A 21,862-nucleotide genomic window follows, 5' to 3' on the forward strand; every position below is an offset into this window, starting at 1 on the left:
AAAATTTTGAAAGGAATACCAGGGGGCATTTTAGCAGCGTATGAGTGTAAACGTCAAGGTTGTTGACGTGTGATCAAAGCTAACGCGGTTCACATCCTGACAGCAGGATTAAAACGGTCGAAATCAATTGGACTGTATGACATGCTATAGAGTAGCAGGAATCACCGACGTCGTTTGCATCGAACGTTGCACGCCGCATTAATGGGTAGGAGGTATCGGCAATGAGGAAGTTGTTATAAATCGCACTGGTCCAGTTGATCTTGATCGTGATGGCAGTGCCCGGATGCCGGCTACTAATACAGCGCTTCCTCCGCCTCCGCCGCTCCAGCCATACATAACCGGAGCTTCCGCTCGCGGACAATATTTGAAAACTGGTCATCAAACCGGAAAGCTTTTTGCTCACAGACAGTCATGCTATAATGAATATTATTCAATAACATCGCTTGTTTTGAGATGATTTAGTTATGAATCTAAGAGCAAGAACCCTTGAAGCCAAACAGCAAAAAAGGCAGAAGATTCTTGAGGCAGCCAAGGAGCTTTTCTTCAATAATGGCTACTACGGCACTTCTATCGAGATGATCACTGAGAAAGCTGGTGTAAGTACGGGGACTTTTTACCTGTACTATACGAACAAAGTAGAGATCTACAAGGCCCTGCAAAATGAAGGCCTTGATATTCTTGTCGATAAGATTACGAAGGTTATATCGTGGCCTGGCATGAGTTCCCTTGCGAAACTCTCAGAGATCGCACGGACTTATTTTAATTACTATAATGAGCATAGGGAATATTTTGACATAATATCCATATTGAGTGCCATACCGGATGAGCTCAAGGAAACGCAAACAGAAATCGGCAGGGTCATAGACAATAAGGCATATAATTTATTAAAGGTGATTGAAGGTGTGTTGAAAGAAGGTATAGAAAATGGTGAATTCATCTCGATGGATACGTGGAAAGCAACAAATGCGTTCTGGGGCTTGATGGATGGCCTTATTCTACTCGACGAACGGAATAATACACGGAACGTAATTGGGATTGGTCTGGAAGATTTGATTAAACAGGCACTCGAAATGGCATTCTATGGTATAGTGAAGCAGAGACCTGTATGAAAGTTTAAAAATAGCATAATTTGGTCGTGATTTCCTGAAATGTGTTAATAAGCAGGATTTCATGTGACAACTGAGAGTTCGCCGGTAACAAAATTCTTGTCAGATTGCAATATATCAAACATTTTTTATTGGCCAGTCTATTACTATCAAAGTAAGGTCCTATACTTCTCCCATTAAGACAGATCTGCTGCAGACTGTTTGAGTTTTCGTTTTTCTTCCCCCAGAACTATAACCGTCTCACCCCATCCGCATCTCCATCCCACGTACCCCCTCTAACGCAAAAAGTTTGCTCTACGGAGTTTAAAAATATTTGACAATTGAACCAGATTCAGTTATAAATATAGCCGAGGTTAGAACCGGTTATATTTTGCAGGAAGATGATTAAGAGAGTGCCCAAGACCGCGATTCAACAATAATTAAAAGGGGATAGCAGGAATGAATATAGCAGATCAGGCCAGGGAGAGGATAAAGAGAATTCATAAGTGCTATCTGAAGGATATTTCGGTTATCTCCATCCAGCGGGCTAGGTACTATACTGAAAAATGGCGTGAGACTGAAAACAGCACGCTTTCGCCGGCTGTGAGAGTGGCACTTGCCGTGAAACATGTCTATGAAAACATGGACATCTGTATCCATAGGGATGACAGGATTGCCGGCACCTGGACCGAGAATTACCTGGGCATACCGATCGATATTGAACGTGGTCTGTTTAATAAGGTAATGGAGATCGAACTCGACCGGCCTTCCATGATCCGATACCTTGTAAAGACAAACCTCAGTTTCTTTATCTACATGTTCAGGAAATATGGGATTCTGAATCTCTATCGAAACCTGAAACATATCCAGGCAGTCGGTGCCGCCATGCCCAGCATCGGCACCAAGCCCGTGGATAAGCGCAATATCAATCCCTATTCGATCCGGCCTAAAGACCGGAAGATACTGCAGAAAGAATTATTGCCTTACTGGGAGGGAAAGACCATTGTCGATGTGTTCAGGAAAGAGCTCGAATCTTCAAATATATATAAAGGAGATATGCTCAGTTTTGCTATAGCCCTTCCTTCAACCACTTCACGAAACGACACCATTATCTCGCCGGGTGCTGGAATCGGTAACTGGCAGGGACATGTGATTCTCGACCATGAGAAATACCTGCGACACGGTCTTATCGGTATGCGCTCTGCAGTTCAGGGATTAATTAAACAGAACGGAAACCTCAGCCCCGATGAACGCGCATTCCTTGATTCCATTGATATCGTTCTTGAGGGAGTGATGATCTATGCTCGCAGGTTAACGGAAAAACTGAAGCAGGAACTGGAGCGTGAGAATAATCCGGAACAAAAGCAGATACTCTCAGAAATGCTGGAGATCTGTGAGCACGTACCTCTGAACCCAGCACGCACCTTCCGCGAGGCAACGCAGTCGTACTGGACCGTGAAGACAGCAGTCGCGCTTGCCATTCCATTCAATGTTCACACGCCCGGCAGGCTTGACCAAATCCTTTTTCCATATTACCGCGATGATATAGCGGAAGGTCGTATCACCAGGGACGAAGCCTGTTGGCTGTTACAGGAGCTGTTCCTGAAGGTTATGAGCCACAATATGCGGCCATATTCCAATTTTACCGCCTACTTCGCCAGCCGTTACGAAGGCTCGGAACCGGTGACGCTCGGCGGGCAAACCGTGAACGGGGAGGATTTATGCAACGAGCTAACCCATGTAATACTGGATGCCGCAGAACAGTCCAAGGTTGTGCTGAATTTTGCGGTTCGCTTTAACAGGAATACCCCTGACGAGTTATACATGAGGTTAGCCGATATGTACTATAACGGCTACTCAAGTGTTTCTATGCTGAATGATGATGTCTGTCTCAAGGCCATGGAGAAACGGGGATTTCCTCAAGAGGACGCCAGAGAGTATGCCATGGGAAGTTGTGTTGACCTGTGCGTGCCCGGCAAGATGGGCAGTATGTCGTATTCCGCATTGCTGCTCTGTCGTACCTTGGATATTACGTTGAGAAATGGGGATGCCCGTACTCTTGTGGGCACGGTGGCAAACGTCGGGCTCAAAACCGGCGAACCGGAGGGGTTTTCTTCTTTCGGTGAGTTCGTTGATGCATATGTCAGGCAGGCTGCTTTCCAGATTGAGAAGATTGCAGAGGCGTCCTGCATCAGAGACCGGCTATATGCCAAATATCTTCCTGCCCCGCATATCTCGGCATTCATCCAGGGATGTCTGGAAAAGAAGAAGGATGTCACCCGTGGTGGCGGCATCTATGATCTTGAGGGTATCCTCTACATGAGTAGCATCGCCAATGTGGTTGACTCGCTCTATGTGATCAAGAAACTCATCTTTGAACGGCGGGAGTTTACTTTCAAAGAACTGCTGAGTGCCATCGATAACAACTTTACCGGCTATGAGCATATCCATCGCATGATCCAGGGAGTGGAGGGTAAATGGGGCAATGGCAATCCCGAATCGGACGACTTTGCCAGGGACCTTACCACCCGTTTGTTCACTGAGACATTCAAATACCGCACCTACAAAGGGGGATTCATAGCTCCATTTGTCAACAGTATGACCTCACATACCTATGACGGGCGCATCTGTATAGCAACTGCCGATGGCAGGAAAGGCGGCAAACCGTTTGCCTCGAGCTGCAATCCTTACAATGTGGACAAGCACGGGCCGACAGGAGTGCTTCGCTCGGTTGCCACAATGGATTTCACCAACGTGCTCGGGGTTGCGGTTAATCTCCGAATGCACCCCTCAGCGATCGGTAAAGATACGGAAAGCAGAAAGAAGTGGATATCCTTGGTCAAGACATACTTCGGTATGGGCGGCGAACAGCTTCAGCCCACCGTGGTCTCTACAGAGGTGCTGAGGGCGGCCCAGAAGAATCCCGAGAACTACATGGATGTGGTTGTAAAGGTCGGTGGCTACAGTGCTTGCTTCGTGGATCTCGGGTATGAGATCCAGGAGGAGATTATTTCTAGATCAGAGCACAAAATGGTGTAGAGGATATGGCTTCAGGGATTGTATTCGACATTTAGGTGGTGGAGCTTAGTAGTATTGGTGGTATTGTCAGGTAATTCGGGGTAATAATGGCAGGGATGATAATAGTCATAGGAGACATTAGATGTATATGAAGGATAAGGCGTCGGAACGCATCAAACGAATTCGCCGCAGGTACCTTGAGGATATGCCCGGCATCTCCATTGAACGTGCGCGATATTATACGGAAAAGTGGCGTGAAACAGAGAAGAGCAACTTTTCGCCGGGAGTGCGGGTAGCCCTCTCCATGAAAAATGTATATGAGAAAATGCGTATAAATCTGGATCCTGACGACAGGATCTGCGGTACGTGGACAGAGTATTATCTGGGGATTCCTATTGATATCGAACGGGGTCTTTTCAATGAGACATTAAAGATTGAGCTGGGCAGACTCTCGATGGCGGGGCACCTGGCTAGATCAAACCTGAGATTTATCGGAAGCATGATAAGGCGCTACGGTTTATTGACCCTTTACAGGAATATGAAACATACGGCGGATGTGGGCGTGGCGATGCCGAGTATCGGATTAAGTCCAATGTACAGCCGCAAAATAAATCCCTACAGGATAACATCAGGTGATAAAAAAGAACTCCACAACAAGCTTTTCCCTTATTGGAAGGGGAAAACCATTGCCGATCTTCTTAAAACAGCTCTGGAGAGTTCAAACGTTTATACCGGAGATATCCTGAGCTTTTCGGCAGCGCTTCCATCCACTACGTCCAGGAATGACACGATCATCTCAACCGGGTCTGCAATAGGCACCTGGCAGGGACATTTGATTCTGGACCATGAGACGCCGCTGAAGAAGGGACTGCTGGGGATGCATGAAGAAATAAGAGAACGACTGAATAGCAAAGACTTAACATCAGATCAACGTGAATTTCTGAAATCAATTGACATTGCTTTAGAAGGGGTCATTATTTACGCCCGAAGGCTAGTGGAAACGATATTGCGAGAGCTTGAACAGAACAAGGATCCCCAAAGAGGCAGATTATTGCAGCGGCAACTTGAAATATGTAAGAGAGTTCCACTGTACCCGCCGCAGAGCTTTAGTGAGGCCGTCCAATCGTATTGGACGATAAAAACCGCGGTCGAACTTTCGATGCCATTCAACGTGCACGCACCTGGGAGGTTGGACCAATTGTTTTACCCATATTACGTCAAGGATATGGAAGAGGGTAAGATCAGCAGGGAAGAAGCACGTGAATTACTTGAAGAGCTCTTTCTCAAAGTCATGAGCCATAATATGAGGCCGTATTCCAATTTCATCAGCTATTTCACCCAGCGATACGAAGGGTCTGAGCCTGTAACAATGGGAGGACTTACCGCCAACGCGAAGGATGCCACTAACGATCTAACGTATGTGATGCTGGAAGCCGCAGCAGATTCAAAGGCAGCGCTGAATTTCGTTGTCCGACTGCATAAGAATTCCCCCCCGGAGCTTTTTAGGAAGGTTGCCGAGCTTCACCATGAGGGTATCTCCAGCATATCAGTCATGAATGATGAAGTGAGTATCAAAGCCCTGGAAAAGCGCGGTTTTTCGCGCGAGGATGCGCTTGGCTATGCTATTACCGGTTGTGTTGACATGGTGGCCCCGGGCAAAACCGGTGGAGAGGCATTCTGCGCATTATTATTAAGCCGGATTCTCGACATGACTCTTCGCAATGGCGATTCGCAGACCGTGATAGGCATGGTTGAAGGCATCGGACTTAAGACAGGAAATCCTGATACTTTTATAACCTTCGATCAACTGGTCGATGCATTTGTAGAACAAACAGCCTTTCAGATTAAAAAGCTCGTTGAGGCAACATATATACGAGACAGTCTGTATGCTGAACACCTTCCTGCGCCTTATATCTCGGCTTTCATGGGTGGATGTTTGGACCATGGCAGGGATATAACGGCCGGCGGTGCAGTATATGACCTTGAAGGCATTCTATTTATGAACAGCATAGCAAACGTCGTTGACTCGCTCTTCGTGATGAAAAAACTTATCTTTGAACAAAAGCGGTTTACGTTTAAAGATCTTTTAAATGCCGTCGATAAGAACTTTGTGGGATATGAGAATATCTATCAATGGATAAACGAAGTGGACGGCAAATGGGGCAACGGGAATCCGGAGTCGGACTCTATAGCACACGATGTGACAAAGCGTATTTTCGAAGAGACTTTCCACTACCATACGTATAAAGGAGGTTTTTATGCCCCCTTTGTCAACAGTATGACTACGCATACATATGACGGTCGCATTTCAACTGCCACTCCTGATGGCAGGAAGGCCGCAAAGCCATATGCAGCCAGCTGTAATCCTTACAACGTGGAAAAATGCGGTATCACCGGTGTGCTGCGATCGGTGGCTGCTATCGATTTTTCCAATGTCATGGGTTGTGCAGTAAATATCAGATTGCACCCATCCTCCATCGGCCAAACAGAGGAGGCAAGGAAGAAATGGATCGATCTATTGAAAACGTATTTCCGATTGGGGGGCGAACAGCTTCAGCCGACAGTGGTTTCAACTGAGGTGCTTAAAGCGGCGCAGAAGGATAGGGAGAATTACAGGAATGTCATTGTGAAGGTCGGCGGTTACAGTGCATATTTTGTAGACCTTGGATATGAAATACAGAATGAAATCATCGAGAGGACTGAACACAGGGGAGTTTAAGATACTTCATGAAGGGCTTGGTTTTCGATATACAATACTACTCCATTTATGATGGCCCCGGTATACGCAGCACAATTTTTCTGAAGGGATGTCCGCTCCGTTGTTTATGGTGCCACAACCCCGAGTCACAGTCTGGTATGGCGGAGATGTCATATTTTGCAGAACGGTGTGCACGTTGCGGCGCCTGCATCAAAGCCTGCCCGCAGGCAGCGCTTAGCATGACTGGCAAAGGAGTCCTGCGGGATCGTGAAAAATGCTCTGTTTGTGGTAAATGTGCCGCTGTCTGCAGGAACAACGTCATGGAAAAAATCGGACGTGAGTGCGACTCGGAAGAAATAGCGCTTCTAGTCTCCAGGGATAGAGATTTCTACCAGGCTTCGGGGGGTGGAGTGACGGTGTCAGGGGGTGAACCGACAGTTCAGACATCGTTTCTCTTCGATCTTCTAATAAAGTTGAAAGCCTTGGGTATCCATACCGCTGTAGAAACCAGTGGATGTTTTAATACGGATTCTCTTGAGAAACTGCAAACGCTTTCTGACCTTATTCTCTTCGATCTCAAACACTCTGATCCGGTAAAACATCGTGAGTATATCGGCACTGGTAATGAAAGAATACTAGAGAATTTCAGTCAGTTCGTTGAGAGAATCGGAAGCAAACGGATCATACCGCGAATTCCGGTAATCCCGGGTTTCAATGCTGATGCCAAATCAATGCATGGAATTTTATCGGTTCTCAAAGAATCCTCCTATAAGGGACCAGTACATCTCATGCCGTATAACAGAATGGCTAAAACAAAATACGAAAAGATCAACAGAGGCTGCGACTATCGCGACATGGGCGAGCTAACCGACGCGATGAAGACGGAAATAGCCGGGATAGTTGAATCATATGGTTACGAACCATTGTTCAATCAATAGGATAATTCAGCTACAAATCTGTAACACAATAGGTAATTAAGAAATGTGTGAGGAATCCATATGAAAGACATTCAGCAGGTCTCAAATGTGAACACGGTCGAAGGCAGCGAACGCCTCTCTCTGGGTGTTAAGTTGGGTTATGGCATAGGCAACTTTGCCTTTAACTTAGCGTTCCAGGTTGTCGCCCTTTTCCTGATCTTCTTTTATACTGATGTGTTTATGATCAGCGCGGCCTTTGCAGGGGCCATTTTTTTTGTATCTAAAGCCTGGGATATTGTCTTCGATCCGATGGTAGGATACTTTTGCGATCATACAAAGTCACGATGGGGGAAGAAACGCCCATATATTTTGTTTGGATCGATATTATTAGGTATCTCGATGATATTGCTTTTCGCCTCCCCGAACCTTTCAGAAACAGACCGAATAATCTATGGATTTGTTACATTTATAGCCTTCTGTTCGGCAATCACTGTGGCGAATGTTCCCTACGGCTCCCTTACGGCCGATCTCACGCTTGATGCCCACGAGAGGTCGTCTCTTTCGGGCTATTCCATGGCCTTCGCGCTTGCAGGAACGCTTGCTGCTGCGGGCGCAACGAAGCTACTGGTGGGATCTTTTGCTGACGAGACTACAGGATTTCGAGCTATGGGGATAATATATGCAGTTATCGTTGTCGTCTTGCTGATGATTACATTTGCGAGCGTCAAAGAGAGGGGTTTGTCTTCGGGAGAGGTAAAGCAGCCGCTTAAGAAGGATTTGGCGCTGGTAGTAAAAAATGGCCCCTTTCTCATACTAACCGGAGCGACTACTCTGATGATGGTTGGGATAAGTATTGTGGGAGTGGTGGTAAACTATTATTTTAAATATAACCTCCAGATGGAATGGATGATCCCCATCGCCTTCCTCCTACTCTTCGTCACTGCGGGCATTTTCCTGCCTCTTTTCGTGTTTATCTCAAAAAAGAAGAGCAAGAAATTTGCCTTTAACACAGGCCTGATAATTTTTTCCATCGCACTGGTACTTCTGTATTTTTTCAGTGATAAAGGCATTGAGTATATAGTTCCGATCTTATTCCTGGCTGGTGTGGGGATGGCAACCGTTTACCTGAGCCCGTGGTCGATGATTCCCGATACGGTTGAATTCTCCCAATGGAAGACGGGATTGCGCAGAGAAGGGATCCTTTATGGTTGTTTCTGGGTTAGCTTTAAAATAGGAGCCGCGCTTGCGGGTTTTATTGCCGGGCAATGCCTCACTCTGGCGAACTATATTCCAAACATTGCACAGAGTGAAGGTACACTATTTATGATCAAGCTTTTAATGACTGCCGTGCCACTCATTTTCATTCTGGCTACTATTACGCTTATTTCTTTCTATCCCATCGATGCTGAAATGCATCGTAAAATGCTTGATGAGATCAAGTCAGGAGCCTGATTGTAAATGATGGGGACCTGTAATGGCGTTTGTGGGCAGCTCGTTGCAAGAGGAGACATCAGAACGCATTAGTAAGGGTTCTACGCGAGTACCTTCAGGATATGCACTGCGTTTTAAACAATTTTTATAACTGAAAAAGTTCATAATGATGAATCTATTCTGAGGTGAATTTAAAGGCCATCGTAAAAGAAAAAAGGTGTAAATAACATTATGTATGAAGATGTTGATATGCCAATAATTAGCGAACGTTATCTCGAAGATTTAAGGTTATTTCAATTGTTCGTAGAAACACCTGTAAGGAGTAACTCATGAACAGCAACGAACGAACCGCAATCGCACTCAATCTGGGAATACCTGATCGTGTGCCTATCTACTCCGAGACCGTGATACAGAACCAGATTTACGAAATCCTGGGCGAGAAAAACAAGGCCGTTCCGCTACGCCTGATCCAGGAAGGCTTGACAGGGACGTTATTCAAACTGGCTGCCCCACTGATAAATCGTATTGGCTGGTCCAATCGACAGGTAGAGAAATTTATGTCAAAAAAAATTGAAGCCGACATCGTCCTGGGATACGATTGTTCCCTGGCGGGGTACTCGGCGATTTTCAATCTAAAGGGTAACCGGCAGGCGACCGACATTTGGGGTAAGCTATACGATTTGGTAGCCGACCCGGATGGAAATGTGGACACGCCTATGTACCGTCAGGGATTGCTGACCACGCCGGAGCTATGGGACGCCTGGCCTCACCCCACTCCCGATCGATTGTATAAGATGCTGTATCCTATCTTCGCCGACCTGCAGAAACGCTATGGCAAGCGGATTTATCTGCTGGGCAGCCTGTCGTGTGCTGGGTTGTGGGAGGCGTCCACCGGGGGCATGGGCTTGACAGCCTTCTCAGTTGCGCTACACCGCAATCCCGACTTTGTGCGGCGCATGGCAAAGTATTATGAGATGATCTGGCTGGCTACCATCCACGCTACTGCCGATGCTGGAATGCCGGCTTTAGTTTACGAGGACGATTTGGCCTACAAGAGCGGACCGATGGTTTCGCCACGTGTGCTGGATGAATTTTTCGGCCCCGGCCTGCGGAGAATCACCAAAGAGGCTCACAAACGCGGCTTGAAGATCATCATCCATTGCTGCGGCAACGTGAACCAGTTGCTGGATCTTTTCGTGGATTGGGGCTTCGATGGTGCACAAGCATTGGAGCCAACTGCCGGGGTAGACCTGGCGGAGGTGAAAAAACGAGTAGGGAAGCGGATGTGCATTTTTGGTAACCTTGACATCTCCCATGTGATGAGCCAGGGTACACGGGAGGAAGTGGAGGCAGCGGTAAAGTCGGCGATACAAGCTGCTGCTCAGGATGGTGGGTTCATCATGGGTAAGACCAACTCGCACTATGCGGTGAAAGTCGAAAATACCCGCTGGATGATCGAATATACCCACCGCTACGGGGCGTATCCTATCGCACATTAGATTGAAATCGATGAGGTGAGCAATGAACGAACATGAAGCTATACAAGGGGTGTTGGCAACTGTTGTCAGCCTGGATATCGACGGAGTGACAGGGCAGGTAAGCGCTGCTCTAAAGGCGGGCGCCGATCCGCGCAATGTGCTGAACGAGGGTCTGAGCGCCGGCATGAGGATCGTGGGCGAGCGATTCCAGTCAGGTGAATATTTCCTGACCGAGCTGTTGCTGGCGGGAGAGGTGATGAAAGCCGGCTTGGTCCCGCTGGAGCCATTGCTGGTCAATACCGATATTCAGGGCAAAGGCACCGTCGTGCTGGCAACCGTCAAGGGAGATATCCATGACCTCGGCAAGAACCTGGTGGGTATGATGCTGAGCGCCGCTGGTTTTGAGGTGATCGACCTGGGGTCCGATGTTGCCTCTCAGCGGATTGTTGAAGCAGTACGCAAACACAAGGCAAAAATCGTGGCGCTCTCTATGCTGCTAACACCCATGGTTATCTCCTTACGGTCCGCGGTGGAGGAGATAACCATGGCCGGGCTGCGGGATCAAGTAAAAATCATCATTGGCGGTGCCTGCACCACGCCGGTCCTGGCAAAAGAGCTGGGCTGTGATGCCCATGGAGAAGATGCGATGGCGGCCGTCTATCTCTGCGAGAAATTTATTTAATATTTCAGTAGCTGGGGTTATTTCTGACTTAAATTAACAAGATTAGATAGGTAATGAATAAAACTGATAATAAGGGTAAAATGACATCCATCGAGCGGGTAAACTCCCTTTTGAACAGGCAAAAATTCGACCGCGTGCCTTTTTTCCCCTTTTCGCTGGGCTTCAGCGCTAAGAACGTCGGGTACCCCATAGGTTCAGTGTACAGCGAACCTGTTAAAAGCTTCGATGCCCAACTATGGACCCAGCAAATGTATGGACACGACCAGTACCCCTTTTTCGGCAGTGCTGTCTATGGGACGAGAGAGTTTGGTGGGGAAGTAGAGTTCCCGATCGGCGATTCGATTCAATCACCGAGAAGTATACGCTACCCGGTACAATCGCTTGAAGATATCGATAAGCTCAGGCTCTTGGATCCGCAGGCAGCGGGCAATCTTCCCAAGGCGCTGGAGTTTTCCAAAATGCAGGAAAGCCATGGTGGTTTGATCAGTCTTGTGGTGGGCGGTGTATTCACCACGGCAGGCAACATCTGTGATATAAAAAATCTGTGCATGTGGATAGCGAGGGAACCGGAAACGGTCCACAGGGTTATGCAGCTGGCGGCCGATCATATCTTAAGTGCAGCCAGGCTGTGGGTTAAGATCTTCGGCACGCAGCGCCTGTTGGTGCAAATATGGGAACCCACTGCAGCAAACTCCATTATATCGCCACGCACTTTTGAAGAATTCGTGTTGCCCTACCAGCAGAAGCTGCACCAGGAGATACTGGGATTGAGTGTGAAGCACATTTTATGCCATATCTGCGGAGAGCAGAATAAGAACCTGCCTTTATGGAGCCAGGTGCCTATGGGCGATCCCGGCATCGTTAGCTTGGGACAACAGGTTAGCATTGCGGATGGAATAAAATACTTTGGTGAAAAAAATATCATTGCCGGCAATCTCGATACTTCACTTGTTGCCAACGCGGCGGCCAATGAAGTCTATGAGGCAGCTAAAAAATGCATCCTAGCCGGCAAAGATGCCCCCAGTGGGTATATCCTCATGACGGCCTGTGAGACTCCGTCATCGACGCCGCCATATAATTTCTACATGCTGACAAAGGCCATTGATGATTTCGGATTCTACGATTAGCGTATTGACAGTTAAGTTTTATTAATATTTGACGTTGATCCACTCGTAAGACTATTACATGTTCATGGTCCAGGGTAAAGTGCGTTATGATACGCGTGATACTTCCTCCTTGGGATATACCCACCCCCGTACATGCAACATCTAAGTCAAGCCTGCTTCTTTCAGCCATTTGTTTCCAGGGGAGTAACAGCACACATTACTATTCACTGCCAGAATAATATGCGCCTATCTGAATCGGTTGGGAGTGAAGGTGACAAAATCACAGAACATCAACAATTGATTTGGTATTGTTTGACATCCCCCAAACGGCATGCTAATATAAGTGCTGTTTTCCAAAACGTACCTTAACAACTGGATAGTGGAAGGAAGGTTCTAAACTAATTAAGAGAGTTTGATCCTGGCTCAGGATAAACGTTTGCGGCGTGCCTGATGCATGCAAGTCGAACGCCCCGATTTTTCGCAAGATTGATCGGGGAGTGGCGAACGGCTGAGTAACGCGTAAGTAACCTACCCTTAAGTGGGGGATAACTTGCCGAAAGGCAGGCTAATACCGCATGTTCTGGTAAGCGTCAGCTTATCAGCAAAGCTTTTGCGCTTGAGGAGGGGCTTGCGTCTGATTAGATAGTTGGCAGGGTAATGGCCTACCAAGTCGATGATCAGTAGCTGGTCTGAGAGGACAACCAGCCAGACGGGGACTGAGATACGGCCCTGACTCCTACGGGAGGCAGCAGCAAGGAATTTTGCGCAATGGGCGAAAGCCTGACGCAGCGACGCCGCGTGGGGGATGACGGCCTTCGGGTTGTAAACCCCTTTTCACGAGGAAGAAATATGACGGTACTCGTGGAATAAGTCTTGGCTAACTACGTGCCAGCAGCCGCGGTAATACGTAGAAGGCGAACGTTATCCGGATTTACTGGGCGTAAAGAGGGTGTAGACTGTTCTTTAAGTCAGTTGTGAAATCTCCCGACTCAATTGGGAGACTGCAGTTGATACTGGGGAGCTTGAGGGCATCAGAAGAAAGCGGAATTCACGGTGTAGCGGTGAAATGCGTAGATATCGTGAGGAACACCAGTGGCGAAGGCGGCTTTCTAGGATGCTCCTGACGTTGAGGCCCGAAAGTGTGGGGAGCGAAACGGATTAGATACCCGTGTAGTCCACACCCTAAACGTTGAATACTAGGTATAGGGGGTATCGACCCTCTCTGTGCCGAAGCTAACGCTTTAAGTATTCCGCCTGGGGACTACGGCCACAAGGCTAAAACTCAAAGGAATTGACGGGGGCCCGCACAAGCAGCGGAGCGTGTGGTTTAATTCGATGCAACGCGAAGAACCTTACCAGGGTTTGACATGCTTGAAGTAGAAACTCGAAAGAGGGACGACCTGTATCCAGTCAGGAACTTGCACAGGTGCTGCATGGCTGTCGTCAGCTCGTGCCGTGAGGTGTTAGGTTAAGTCCTGCAACGAGCGCAACCCTCGTCGCTAGTTAATTTCTCTAGCGAGACTGCCCGTATAACGCGGAGGAAGGTGGGGATGACGTCAAGTCAGCATGGCCCTTACATCCTGGGCTACACACACGCTACAATGGGTGATACAATAGGTTGCAATAGAGCGATCTGGAGCCAATCCAAAAAATCATCCTCAGTTCGGATTGCAGGCTGAAACTGCCTGCATGAAGTTGGAGTTGCTAGTAAACGCAGGTCAGCACACTGCGTTGAATACGTTCTCGGGCCTTGTACACACCGCCCGTCACGTCATGGAAGTCGGTAACACCTGAAGTCGATAGGCTAACCCGCAAGGGGGGCAGTCGCCGAAGGTGGGACCGGTGACTGGGACGAAGTCGTAACAAGGTAGCCGTACGGGAACGTGCGGCTGGATCACCTCCTTTCTAGGGAGTATTTACTCCTATGGTCGTTCGGTGGCGGCAACGCCGCCGTACCTTTGAAATCAATTTACTTCCTTCCACTATCCAGATGTTAAGGTTTTTTATTTCCCTCCCACGCCATCCCCGGCAATTCAATCGATTCTCGCCAAAGGTATATCTTTCCATTGACTTGGATGATACAATAAAATCAATAGATTTACGTGGACAGAGAGATAATTCCCCTGTCGGGCGGACCGACCGTATTAAATGAGTATTTTAATATCCTGAGATGATATACGAAGCGTCACAATACGTTTTTCAACCGCCTCCGCTGGTCTCCAGGGCACACAAGATCCTCATTAAGCCCAATGCCAGTTATCCTTACCCGTATCCTTTCAGCACCAGTAGGGAGATACTTGGCACGGTGATAGACAAGGTCAAGCAGGTCAGCGACGCCGATATCATCGTGCTGGAGGGCACCGCAAGCGGAGAGTCGGTTTATCCGATCTATAAGTCGCTGGGATACGATTTCCAACGTGTTCTGATGCTGGATGTCAAGGATTGCATCTGGGTGGAGATCGAGAATCCCCTGCCTCATCCCTTCGCGGTGGCAACTTTCTGGGTGCCCAATGTTGTGCTTTCGTGCGATTTCCTCATCACAATATCATCTCTGCGCACCGTTGGAAACCACGCCTTTCTCAGCATTAAAAACCTGCTCAGTCTGCTGCCGGTAAGCAAATATAAGAAAGGATCCGACTGCGGATGGGGTTCGCTGGATGAATTCGGCTGGGACAAGGTATACGCCGACCTCTACTTCACATTGCCCTTCGACCTGGCCATCATCGACGGCAGGAAAAAATTCAGTGCGGCCGACGATTCGTTCAAAGGGAAGACCGAGTGCCCGGGTAAAATATTCGAGGGAGAGCCTTATGAGATCGACCGGGAAGCTTCGGATATGCTGGGAGTTGACCGGCAGTATCTGGATGTCATTAAGGCCGGCAAAAGCGAATTAGAGAGCTGATTTCAGTACCTGACGTTAAAGCCGCTGAAATCACCCGTGTAATCCGACCAGGTCACGTCGATTTCAGAGACTGAAGCGCCTTCCGGACCCACTTTCAACTGCTTGAGCAATGCTTCCAGGTCTTCTCTGGCGCCCTCGGCCTGAACCTCGACATCTCCAGAGTGTGAGTTTTTCACCCAGCCACTGAGCGACAAACTCTTGGCTATGCGAAATGTGAAAGCCCGGTAATAAACTCCCTGTACTCTGCCGTGTACGACGGCTTGAAGCCGGGCCAGATCAGACATATGACGACCCCGAGGTACCGGATGCGGCCGCGACTATTAAAAGTGTCCGCCGACTATTCAGGGAACTCCTCTTTTTTCCCTTTCTTCCTGATCACTTCGACTTCGGACACCGGTTCAAAAATCGTAGCCGGCGCCGCTTTTTTTGCATCTTTCTTAGCCTTTTTGTGTTCCTTCTTGCCCTTATCTTTAGAACCCATAACAATTCTCCTTGAGTCGTATTATGCGCTCAGCTAAGTCTAACAAATAAATCGCGGGCAAGTAAAGATAGCGTGGGGTATTGATTTACCTTGACTTTTAGCTATGCCCCATCTATAATTCGTGTTTGTCGTCTGATTAAAGCACGGATAGGACGCCTTGTTGCCCGAGTGGCGCAATGGAAGCGCAACCGACTTGTAATCGGTAGGTTAGCGGGTTCGACTCCCCTCTCGGGCTAAGATCTGATGACCGGTATGGAGGGATGCCGGAGCGGCCAATCGGAGCAGACTGTAAATCTGCCGCCCTAAGGGCTACGTAGGTTCGAATCCTACTCCCTCCACCAGTATTCTTTTTTGAATTTTGTAGATTTAAAATGATTTATTGTATAATTTGTGGTCGCATCTGCGTGATGTGATATATAATATTATGGCAATTTGCCCACATAGCTCAGTCGGTAGAGCACGTTCTTGGTAAGAACGGGGTCATCAGTTCGAATCTGATTGTGGGCTCAGAAATGAAGGAGGTTTTACCATATGGCAAAGAAAGTATTTGAGCGAAAAAAGCCGCATTTGAATGTGGGCACAATAGGTCACGTGGATCATGGCAAGACCACATTGACCGCTGCTATCACATTAGTCTTATCCAAACAGGGCATCGGTGATACATCGTTCAGACCTTTCGATAGCATCGATAATGCTCCCGAGGAAAAGGCCAGGGGCGTTACCATCGCCATCGCCCATATCGAATATGAAACCAAGAAGAGGCATTACGCCCATGTGGACTGCCCCGGCCATGCCGACTATATCAAGAACATGATCACCGGCGCGGCCCAGATGGACGGCGCCATACTTGTCGTGAGTGCTCCCGACGGCCCCATGCCCCAGACGAGGGAGCACATCCTGCTGGCCAGGCAGGTAGAAGTACCCGCCATGGTTGTGGCGCTGAACAAGGTTGACGCAATGGAAGACGAGGAACTGCTTGAGCTGGTCGAAATGGAGCTGAGGGACCTGCTGACCAAATACAATTTCCCTGGAGACAAAATCCCCATCGTCCGCGTGAGCGCCCTGAAGGCGCTGGAATGCGGCTGCGGCAAACCCGATTGCAAGTGGTGCAGCGGCATAATAAAGCTTATGGATGCTGTGGATGATTATATTCCTCAGCCGACTCGTGCAGTTGACAAGCCGTTCCTGATGCCAATCGAAGACGTGTTCGGCATCAAAGGGCGCGGTACTGTGGTCACCGGCAGAATCGAGCGTGGCGTGGTTAAGATCGGCGACGAGGTTGAGATCGTCGGCATTAAAGAAACCAAGAAAACTGTAGTCACAGGCGTTGAGATGTTCCACAAACAGCTTGAAGCCGGAGAAGCAGGCGATGCGGTCGGCTGCCTTATCAGGGGCATCGAGCGCGAGGATGTGGAGAGAGGACAGGTGCTGGCCAAACCGGGTAGCATCAAACCGCAAACACATTTCGAGGGTGAAGTCTACGTTCTGACCAAGGAAGAGGGCGGCAGGCATACACCTTTCTTCAACGGATATAAACCGCAGTTCTTTATCAGGACACTGGATGTTACAGGCCAGACCGAGCTGCCGCAGGGCGTTGAGATGGTCATGCCGGGTGACAGTATTAAAATGAGTATCAAACTGATTTACCCCGTTGCACTCGAGCAGGGCATGCACTTTGCCATCCGCGAGGGCGGTAAGACGGTTGCATCAGGCGTGATCACGAAGATACTTGGATAAAAGATGGCAAAAAAAGGTGATGCGCGAGGCGTAGTCTATATGGCATGTACGACGTGCCAGGAGAGGAACTATACCTCAGAAAAAAATAAAAAGAATGACTCACAGCGTCTGGAACTGAAGAAATATTGTCCCCGTTGCCGAAGTCATCAGCTACACCGGGAGACCAAGTAACAAGGTGGCTAATAAAGAACAGGTAAAGGTTATACAACCTACCAAAACACGAGACCAGGCAGTTCAGGACAATAAAAGTCAGGCGCTGGCAAAGGCTAAGAAACCTCAGGTTCAGCCCTCTCAGCCCAAGAAACGCCGGTTTACTTTTTTCTCCGATGTAATCGGAGAGTTGAGGAAAGTAGTATGGCCCACCCGGCAGGAGACCATACGGCTGACCCTGATCGTTCTGGGCTTGTGCATTGTCATGGGCGTTATACTGGGCGCTGTTGACTACGGTTTTTCAGAGCTCGTGGCAAGAGTATTATTAGGTGGCAAATAGTGTGACCGTTGACGCCAATGCCAGATGGTATATCATACATACCTACGTAGGGCATGAGGAGAAAGTTAAGAATAAGCTGCTGCAGCGTATCAAATCAATGGACGCCGGCAACAAGATCCTCAATGTAGAGATACCTAAAGAGAACGAGATCGAAATAAGGTCCGGGCAACGCAGGACCGTTGAGAAAAAAATGTTCCCGGGTTACCTCCTGGTCCGAATGGCGATGGACCACGAGAGCTGGAAGGTAGTCAGGGAAACACCGGGGGTTACGGGCTTTGTAGGTGATGGAAAGGAAGCCACACCGCTGCAAGAGAACGAGGCCAACCGGATCCTCAAGCAGAAAGAGGAAGGCGTAGCACAGGTCAAGATCAGGTTTAAAAAAGGCGAGAACGTCCGGGTGGTCGACGGTCCATTCACGGATTTCATCGGCACCGTCGACGAAATAAATATGAGCAAAGGCAAAGTTAAAGTTATGCTGACCCTCTTCGGACGGGAGACTTCAGTAGAGCTGGACTTCCTGCAAGTGGAGAAACTATAAAATGGCCAAGAAAGTTAAAGCAATAGTCAAATTACAGATACAGGCCGGCAAGGCGACGCCTGCGCCGCCGGTCGGTCCTGCCCTGGGCCAGCACGGCGTCAATATCATGGGTTTCTGCAAGGACTACAACGACCGCACCAAATCATTTGAAGGCTCCATCGTACCGGTGGAGATCACGGTCTTTGAGGACAGGTCTTTCACCTTCATTACCAAGACACCGCCGGCCTCGGACCTCCTGAAAAAAGCCCTGAGCATTGAGAAAGGCAGCGGGGCTACGCCGACGCAGTTAGCCGGCACAATAACAAAAGCAAAAATCAACGAGATCGCCAAGGTCAAACAGAAAGACCTGAATGCGCTGGACCTGGATGGCGCAGCTCGTATTATTGAGGGAACCGCCCGGAGTATGGGCATAAAAGTGGAGTAATTACAATGGCTACCAGAGGTAAAAATTACAGAGAAGCAGCCAAACTGGTTGCAAGCAATAAGGTCTATGATCCCAGGGAGGCTGTTGCCATCGCTAAAAAGTCGGGCTACGCCAAGTTCGACGAGACGGTCGAACTGCATCTCAGGATGGGCGTCGATCCCCGCGCAGCCGACCAACAGGTACGAGGCACAGCTCTTTTACCCAACGGCCTGGGCAAGCAGGTGAGGGTTGTAGTATTTGCGCAGGGAGAAGGCGCCAGGCTCGCCTCAGAGGCCGGCGCGGAATACGTGGGCGCCGACGACCTGATGAAAAAGATCGAGGACGGCTGGCTGGATTTTGACGTGAGCATAGCTACACCGGATATGATGGGCAAAGTCGGTAAGTTGGGCAAAATATTGGGCAGGAAAGGGCTTATGCCCAATCCCAAGGCAGGAACCGTTGTCGGACCCGCCGATTTACCGCGCGCTATCAACGAGGTGCGGAAGGGCCGCGTGGAGTTCAGGCTCGATAGGACCGCCATCATACACGTTCCTGTGGGCAAGAAAAGCTTTGAAGAGGACAAGCTTTACGAGAATCTCATGTCGGTTATCGAAGCTATTACGCGTGCCAGGCCGAGCGGTGCAAAGGGACAGTATATAAAAACAGCATCGGTCTCGACAACTATGGGACCGGGTATCAGGCTTGATATCAAGTCCATAACGGATTTGGCTGTAAGCGCATAGTATTAAAAGAATAAAATCAGCCGTTGATAGCGGGCGCCGCAAGGCTTAATCTTATGCCCGCCGAGGTTAATTATCAGGGATAGCATCAGTTTGCTGCCTGAATAATCCTCGTGCAACGGCACGAGGATAGTTTTTTATAGGAGCATTGATATGTTACGTAAACAGAAAGAAGCGGTTATCAACGAACTTGCCGGCAGCCTCGGCAAATGCGTGGTTGCAGTCGCCACGGATTACCGCGGCCTGACCGCGAAAGAGATGGTACAGCTGCGCAAGCAAATGCATCAACAGGGTGTCGAGTACAAAGTAGTCAAAAATACTCTCATGCGTTTCGCTGCCGAGAAAGCGGGAATAAAAGGCCTGGACGAGTTCCTGACAGGGCCCATGGCCATAGCCTTCAGCTATGACGACGCCGTTAAGCCGGCTAAAATTCTGATCGAGCACATCAAGTCGGCCAACTCCGTGCTGAAAGTCAAAGGCGGCGTGCTGGGTGATAAGGTGCTTACACCCGCTGACGTGATCAGCCTGGCTGCGACACCATCGAAGGAGGTACTGATCAGCCAGTTGCTGGGCCGTCTGAAATCACCGGTCTATGCACTTCATTTTGTACTCAGTTCACCGCTGCGCGGGCTGGTCGGAGTATTACAGGCCAGAGCGAGACAGCTCGAGAGCGCCTGAAGCAGGCAATTACAGGGTAATGAACCCTATATCAATAATTAATCTGTAATAAACGAATAACAGGAGGATACCAGGATGACAAAAGACGAGATCGTAACGATGATAAAGGGAATGACCGTACTTGAGCTTTCGGAGCTGGTTAAGGCGCTGGAAGAGGAATTCGGTGTCAGCGCCGCTATGCCCATGGCCGTGGCCGCAGGGCCGGCTGCCGGTGGGGCATCCGGCGGAGCAGCCGCAGCCGCCGAGGAACAGACCGATTTCACGGTGATTCTCAAGGAAGTCGGCGAGAACAAGATCGCCGTCATCAAAGCCGTACGTGAGGTGACCACGCTTGGTTTGAAGGAAGCCAAGGATCTGGTTGAAGGCGCGCCCAAGCCCGTCAAAGAAGGCATAAACAAGGACGAGGCCGCTTCCATTAAAAAGAAGCTGGAAGAATCCGGCGCAAAAGTAGAAGTAAAATAGTTCATTTCTCGTAAGCACGCTCAGTTCACCGGCTTCCCGTTTCGCTGCAGGCAAGCCGGTGAACTTTCGTTTTTGCGGGGATCGTGGTATTTTTCGTGCAGAAGCAGTGGACAGGAGGAGATATATATGGCGAATCATGAGAAACGTGTGATTTCCGCGAAGGTAGTATCACAGAAAGGCACATGCGTGGCCGGCCACAAACAGGGCGACGAATTCGTGGTCACGGACATGTGCCCGGCAGGCATGTGCGCCTGGGCTTTTTACACGTTATTCCCATTTGCCCAGGTATTGATGTCGGAGGGCAACTTTCCCTGGGAAAAAGATCCTGACAAATGCACCGTGGTTTGCCCCGATCCGGGCAGCCCTGTGGTTTTTGAATTATCCCGCAGAAAGTGATCAAGGTCTCTTGTTATTTGTAAATCACATATTTATAATTTAATTGAGTAAATAAACCAAGGGGGTGGGAATAGAGATTTAGAATAAATTTTCTCTTGCACGTATCCTGTATTTAAATCAGCGTGGTGACAATTAAAGGAGGGTGCTATGGCCGGGATGTATATAGCCTATGCTGACAAATTGTTAAATTTCACCGAGCAGCACGCCCAGGAGATAGCCAGGCTGTGGGCAAAGGCACTGGTGTCCAACCCAAAGACCGCAGCCTATAAAAAAGTCCGTGAATTCAAGCTGGTTAACCAGGGTGAATCCTTCTATAAAAATCTTAAGAGAATGTATTTTGAGCAGAATACATACGATGTCGCCACAGCATACTTCTCCAAATTCGCCGAGGAGCAGTTTTATGAGAATATTCCCCTGGATGAAGCGGTCTATGCGCTGATTCTGCTGCGAAGGCAGATGTGGCTTTTTGCCGAGTTTCAGGTTCTATTTACCTCAGCCCTCGACCAATACCAGGCCTCGGATGGCATAAACCGCACGGTGCTGCTGACCGATTACGGTATCATTGCCATGATCAGGAAATACAGCGAACTGAAAAAGTAAGCGTCACCACAGGTGACACG

The 21,862-nt window shown here is 48.9% G+C and carries 21 protein-coding genes, 3 tRNA genes, 1 rRNA gene and 1 other annotated feature; of the genes, 23 read left to right on the forward strand and 2 right to left on the reverse strand.

The genetic code is table 11. From position 1 onward, the window contains the following. Positions 1 to 464: 464 nt before the first annotated feature. The 10 genes from WC359_00780 (at position 465) to WC359_00825 (ending at position 15,317) form a co-directional block, all read left to right on the forward strand. Positions 465 to 1,109 carry a TetR/AcrR family transcriptional regulator gene (locus tag WC359_00780; protein MFA5398972.1) on the forward strand — a complete coding sequence of 215 codons (645 nt, stop codon included), beginning with the start codon at positions 465 to 467 and terminating at the stop codon, positions 1,107 to 1,109. Positions 1,110 to 1,544: 435 nt separating this feature from the next. Then, entirely contained in the window at positions 1,545 to 4,124 is a 2,580-nt protein-coding gene (locus WC359_00785; protein MFA5398973.1) for a pyruvate formate lyase family protein, read from the forward strand. Positions 4,125 to 4,251: 127 nt separating this feature from the next. Next, positions 4,252 to 6,822, forward strand: coding sequence for a pyruvate formate lyase family protein (locus tag WC359_00790; GenBank protein MFA5398974.1), 2,571 nt, complete (start codon positions 4,252 to 4,254; stop codon positions 6,820 to 6,822). 8 nt (positions 6,823 to 6,830) lie between these two features. Next, positions 6,831 to 7,739 carry a glycyl-radical enzyme activating protein gene (locus WC359_00795; protein MFA5398975.1) on the forward strand — a complete coding sequence of 303 codons (909 nt, stop codon included), beginning with the start codon at positions 6,831 to 6,833 and terminating at the stop codon, positions 7,737 to 7,739. A gap of 60 nt (positions 7,740 to 7,799) precedes the next feature. After that, complete coding sequence (locus WC359_00800; GenBank protein MFA5398976.1) at positions 7,800 to 9,170, forward strand: glycoside-pentoside-hexuronide (GPH):cation symporter; 1,371 nt, start codon at positions 7,800 to 7,802, stop codon at positions 9,168 to 9,170. Positions 9,171 to 9,478: 308 nt separating this feature from the next. Next, the gene (locus tag WC359_00805; GenBank protein MFA5398977.1) at positions 9,479 to 10,648 is read left to right on the forward strand and encodes a uroporphyrinogen decarboxylase family protein; all 1,170 of its coding nucleotides are present in this window, start codon (positions 9,479 to 9,481) and stop codon (positions 10,646 to 10,648) included. Between the two features lie 22 nt (positions 10,649 to 10,670). Continuing rightward, a complete protein-coding gene (locus WC359_00810; protein MFA5398978.1) occupies positions 10,671 to 11,309 on the forward strand; it encodes a cobalamin-dependent protein in 639 nt (212 codons plus the stop codon). A 53-nt stretch (positions 11,310 to 11,362) separates the two neighbouring features. Beyond that, positions 11,363 to 12,436, forward strand: a complete 1,074-nt coding sequence (locus WC359_00815; GenBank protein MFA5398979.1) for a uroporphyrinogen decarboxylase family protein — start codon at positions 11,363 to 11,365, stop codon at positions 12,434 to 12,436. Positions 12,437 to 12,815: 379 nt separating this feature from the next. Next, a 16S ribosomal RNA gene (locus WC359_00820) occupies positions 12,816 to 14,320 on the forward strand. 265 nt (positions 14,321 to 14,585) lie between these two features. Continuing rightward, positions 14,586 to 15,317, forward strand: coding sequence for a DUF362 domain-containing protein (locus WC359_00825; protein MFA5398980.1), 732 nt, complete (start codon positions 14,586 to 14,588; stop codon positions 15,315 to 15,317). 2 nt (positions 15,318 to 15,319) lie between these two features. On the opposite strand, the gene WC359_00830 is transcribed toward WC359_00825, so the two are convergent. Together WC359_00830 and WC359_00835 are read right to left on the reverse strand one after the other, a co-directional pair. Next, positions 15,320 to 15,601, reverse strand: a complete 282-nt coding sequence (locus WC359_00830; protein MFA5398981.1) for an acylphosphatase — start codon at positions 15,599 to 15,601, stop codon at positions 15,320 to 15,322. 53 nt (positions 15,602 to 15,654) lie between these two features. Continuing rightward, positions 15,655 to 15,798 (reverse strand): hypothetical protein, encoded by a 144-nt coding sequence (locus WC359_00835; protein ID MFA5398982.1) that lies wholly within the window; start codon positions 15,796 to 15,798, stop codon positions 15,655 to 15,657. A gap of 162 nt (positions 15,799 to 15,960) precedes the next feature. On the opposite strand from WC359_00835, the gene WC359_00840 reads away from it, so the two are divergent. The 13 genes from WC359_00840 to WC359_00900 all read left to right on the forward strand — a co-directional run bounded on the left by WC359_00840 (position 15,961) and on the right by WC359_00900 (position 21,842). Then, positions 15,961 to 16,033, forward strand: a tRNA-Thr gene (locus WC359_00840). 19 nt (positions 16,034 to 16,052) lie between these two features. Continuing rightward, a tRNA-Tyr gene (locus WC359_00845) sits at positions 16,053 to 16,139 on the forward strand. Between the two features lie 93 nt (positions 16,140 to 16,232). Further along, positions 16,233 to 16,305, forward strand: a tRNA-Thr gene (locus WC359_00850). Between the two features lie 24 nt (positions 16,306 to 16,329). Beyond that, positions 16,330 to 17,535 (forward strand): elongation factor Tu, encoded by a 1,206-nt coding sequence (gene tuf / locus WC359_00855; protein MFA5398983.1) that lies wholly within the window; start codon positions 16,330 to 16,332, stop codon positions 17,533 to 17,535. 3 nt (positions 17,536 to 17,538) lie between these two features. Next, positions 17,539 to 17,706, forward strand: a complete 168-nt coding sequence (rpmG, locus tag WC359_00860) for a 50S ribosomal protein L33 (GenBank protein ID MFA5398984.1) — start codon at positions 17,539 to 17,541, stop codon at positions 17,704 to 17,706. A 4-nt stretch (positions 17,707 to 17,710) separates the two neighbouring features. After that, positions 17,711 to 18,025: a preprotein translocase subunit SecE gene (gene secE, locus WC359_00865; GenBank protein ID MFA5398985.1), complete on the forward strand. Its 315-nt coding sequence runs from the start codon at positions 17,711 to 17,713 to the stop codon at positions 18,023 to 18,025. Next, positions 18,015 to 18,563: a transcription termination/antitermination protein NusG gene (nusG, locus tag WC359_00870; GenBank protein ID MFA5398986.1), complete on the forward strand. Its 549-nt coding sequence runs from the start codon at positions 18,015 to 18,017 to the stop codon at positions 18,561 to 18,563. The genes secE and nusG overlap by 11 nt, the downstream gene beginning before the upstream one ends. Position 18,564: 1 nt before the next feature. Beyond that, positions 18,565 to 18,987: a 50S ribosomal protein L11 gene (gene rplK / locus WC359_00875; GenBank protein ID MFA5398987.1), complete on the forward strand. Its 423-nt coding sequence runs from the start codon at positions 18,565 to 18,567 to the stop codon at positions 18,985 to 18,987. A gap of 5 nt (positions 18,988 to 18,992) precedes the next feature. Beyond that, positions 18,993 to 19,709 carry a 50S ribosomal protein L1 gene (gene rplA, locus WC359_00880; GenBank protein ID MFA5398988.1) on the forward strand — a complete coding sequence of 239 codons (717 nt, stop codon included), beginning with the start codon at positions 18,993 to 18,995 and terminating at the stop codon, positions 19,707 to 19,709. Between the two features lie 2 nt (positions 19,710 to 19,711). Next, positions 19,712 to 19,851, forward strand: a sequence feature (ribosomal protein L10 leader region). A gap of 8 nt (positions 19,852 to 19,859) precedes the next feature. After that, positions 19,860 to 20,384: a 50S ribosomal protein L10 gene (gene rplJ / locus WC359_00885; protein ID MFA5398989.1), complete on the forward strand. Its 525-nt coding sequence runs from the start codon at positions 19,860 to 19,862 to the stop codon at positions 20,382 to 20,384. Between the two features lie 75 nt (positions 20,385 to 20,459). Then, the gene (gene rplL / locus WC359_00890) at positions 20,460 to 20,846 is read left to right on the forward strand and encodes a 50S ribosomal protein L7/L12 (protein ID MFA5398990.1); all 387 of its coding nucleotides are present in this window, start codon (positions 20,460 to 20,462) and stop codon (positions 20,844 to 20,846) included. Between the two features lie 126 nt (positions 20,847 to 20,972). Beyond that, on the forward strand, positions 20,973 to 21,242 hold the full coding sequence (locus WC359_00895; protein MFA5398991.1) for a TIGR04076 family protein: 270 nt from the start codon (positions 20,973 to 20,975) through the stop codon (positions 21,240 to 21,242). A 147-nt stretch (positions 21,243 to 21,389) separates the two neighbouring features. Continuing rightward, complete coding sequence (locus tag WC359_00900) at positions 21,390 to 21,842, forward strand: hypothetical protein (GenBank protein ID MFA5398992.1); 453 nt, start codon at positions 21,390 to 21,392, stop codon at positions 21,840 to 21,842. Positions 21,843 to 21,862 lie beyond the last annotated feature (20 nt).

The sequence above is a fragment of the Dehalococcoidia bacterium genome (genome assembly GCA_041653995.1).
GTDB lineage: Bacteria > Chloroflexota > Dehalococcoidia > GIF9 > UBA5629 > CAIMUM01.

Bases quoted from the DNA above. Each gene is read 5' to 3' on its own strand.
- rplL (MFA5398990.1), top strand. From the start codon at position 20,460: ATGACAAAAGACGAGATCGTAACGATGATAAAGGGAATGACCGTACTT.
- WC359_00790 (MFA5398974.1), top strand. From the start codon at position 4,252: ATGAAGGATAAGGCGTCGGAACGCATCAAACGAATTCGCCGCAGGTAC.
- WC359_00795 (MFA5398975.1), top strand. From the start codon at position 6,831: ATGAAGGGCTTGGTTTTCGATATACAATACTACTCCATTTATGATGGC.
- WC359_00810 (MFA5398978.1), top strand. From the start codon at position 10,671: ATGAACGAACATGAAGCTATACAAGGGGTGTTGGCAACTGTTGTCAGC.
- WC359_00825 (MFA5398980.1), top strand. From the start codon at position 14,586: ATGATATACGAAGCGTCACAATACGTTTTTCAACCGCCTCCGCTGGTC.
- rplJ (MFA5398989.1), top strand. From the start codon at position 19,860: ATGTTACGTAAACAGAAAGAAGCGGTTATCAACGAACTTGCCGGCAGC.
- rpmG (MFA5398984.1), top strand. From the start codon at position 17,539: ATGGCAAAAAAAGGTGATGCGCGAGGCGTAGTCTATATGGCATGTACG.
- tuf (MFA5398983.1), top strand. From the start codon at position 16,330: ATGGCAAAGAAAGTATTTGAGCGAAAAAAGCCGCATTTGAATGTGGGC.
- rplK (MFA5398987.1), top strand. From the start codon at position 18,565: ATGGCCAAGAAAGTTAAAGCAATAGTCAAATTACAGATACAGGCCGGC.
- rplA (MFA5398988.1), top strand. From the start codon at position 18,993: ATGGCTACCAGAGGTAAAAATTACAGAGAAGCAGCCAAACTGGTTGCA.
- WC359_00900 (MFA5398992.1), top strand. From the start codon at position 21,390: ATGGCCGGGATGTATATAGCCTATGCTGACAAATTGTTAAATTTCACC.
- WC359_00895 (MFA5398991.1), top strand. From the start codon at position 20,973: ATGGCGAATCATGAGAAACGTGTGATTTCCGCGAAGGTAGTATCACAG.
- WC359_00830 (MFA5398981.1), bottom strand. From the start codon at position 15,601: ATGTCTGATCTGGCCCGGCTTCAAGCCGTCGTACACGGCAGAGTACAG.
- WC359_00785 (MFA5398973.1), top strand. From the start codon at position 1,545: ATGAATATAGCAGATCAGGCCAGGGAGAGGATAAAGAGAATTCATAAG.
- WC359_00800 (MFA5398976.1), top strand. From the start codon at position 7,800: ATGAAAGACATTCAGCAGGTCTCAAATGTGAACACGGTCGAAGGCAGC.
- WC359_00780 (MFA5398972.1), top strand. From the start codon at position 465: ATGAATCTAAGAGCAAGAACCCTTGAAGCCAAACAGCAAAAAAGGCAG.
- WC359_00815 (MFA5398979.1), top strand. From the start codon at position 11,363: ATGAATAAAACTGATAATAAGGGTAAAATGACATCCATCGAGCGGGTA.
- WC359_00805 (MFA5398977.1), top strand. From the start codon at position 9,479: ATGAACAGCAACGAACGAACCGCAATCGCACTCAATCTGGGAATACCT.
- WC359_00835 (MFA5398982.1), bottom strand. From the start codon at position 15,798: ATGGGTTCTAAAGATAAGGGCAAGAAGGAACACAAAAAGGCTAAGAAA.